The 1,272-nt window shown below is 66.0% G+C and carries 1 protein-coding gene; it reads left to right on the top strand.

The genetic code is table 11. The annotated features are described in order from the left end of the window. The first annotated feature begins 174 nt into the window (after window positions 1-174). Window positions 175-945: a transposase gene (locus tag ACZ4Z1_RS42470; RefSeq protein ID WP_468492074.1), complete on the top strand. Its 771-nt coding sequence runs from the start codon at window positions 175-177 to the stop codon at window positions 943-945. Window positions 946-1,272: the final 327 nt, after the last annotated feature.

The following is a 1,272-nucleotide window of genomic DNA, read 5'->3' as shown; positions in this document are numbered from 1 at the left end:
AGCCGTCGGGACGCCTCTCCGGCTGGGCCGCGTAAGGGTTGAGCGGCCCGTCCACGTCGAGGAACAGCAGCGGTCGGTTCACGGTTTCCCCCGGTCTTGCTCATGTGGACTGCCCCGATCAGCGTAGCTGTGGGATTGTCTCGGCATTGAGCCAGCCTGATCGATGATCATGGTGTGGCGAGTGTGATCACGGCATCGGAGCCGTCCTGGACAGCCCCGTTCACGGGGCTGAGCCCGCGCTGCTTCGGCAAGCTGCTGACCACGTTGCGGCGCGATGGAGCAGATGTGATCCATCGAGGCCGGCCGCGGAGTCTGCCGCTGGAAGACCGGGTGTTGCTGCTCACCGCCTATTGGCGTACCAATCTGACGTTGCGGCAGCTTGCTCCGTTGTTCGGCGTCTCGAAGTCCACGGCCGGCCGAGTCATCAACCACCTCGGGCCCCTGTTCGCACTCCGGCCCCGCAAGCGGTTCGCCAAGGACACCGTTCTCATCGTGGACGGCGACCTGGTCCCCACCCGCGACCACCAGGTCGCCGAGCAGTCCAAGAACTACCGGTACTCCACCAAGCACCAGGTCGTCATCGACGCCGACACCCGGCTCGTCGTCGCCCTCGGCCGGCCACTGCCCGGCAACCGCAACGACTGCACGACGTGGGAGCTGTCCGGCGCGAAGGGTGCCGTCGGCCGCACCACGGTCATCGCCGACGGCGGCTACCGGGGCACCGGCCTGCTCATCCCCCGCCGCCGCGGACCCGGCCAGACCGAACTCCCGGCCTGGAAAGAAGAACGCAACCGCTCGCACCGCAAGGTCCGAGCCCGCGTCGAGCATGTCTTCGCCCGCATGAAGACCTGGAAGATCCTCCGCGACTGCCGCCTGAAAGGCGACGGCGTCCACCACGCCATGCTCGGCATCGCCTGGATGCATAACCTCGTCCTCGCCCAGTAGCTCGACAGGTGGCACGGTGGCCCGCTATGCCCGAGGCGACTCGAAGATCTTTACGGGACAACCCTTAGCGTCCGGGCATGTGGGGCCAGCCGCCTGGTGCTGTCCTCTGCCAGCAACGGTTGAGCGATCCTTGCGCACACCTGGATCTCGTCAAACGCAGAATGCCCCGCACCATGTGGTGCGGGGCATTGTTGTTGCAGGGAGGCAAGCCGCTCCGTATACGGCAGGCAGCGAACGCAAAAAAGCTCCGGTCCCTGAACCATCAAGGTTCAGAGACCGGAGCTGAAAAATCGTTCGGCGGCGTCCTACTCTCCCACAGGGTCCCCC

The organism is Streptomyces sp. NPDC030165, assembly GCF_055573595.1.
Note: the sequence above shows the minus strand (reverse complement) of the source record. Positions and strands in the feature narration are given on the sequence as shown.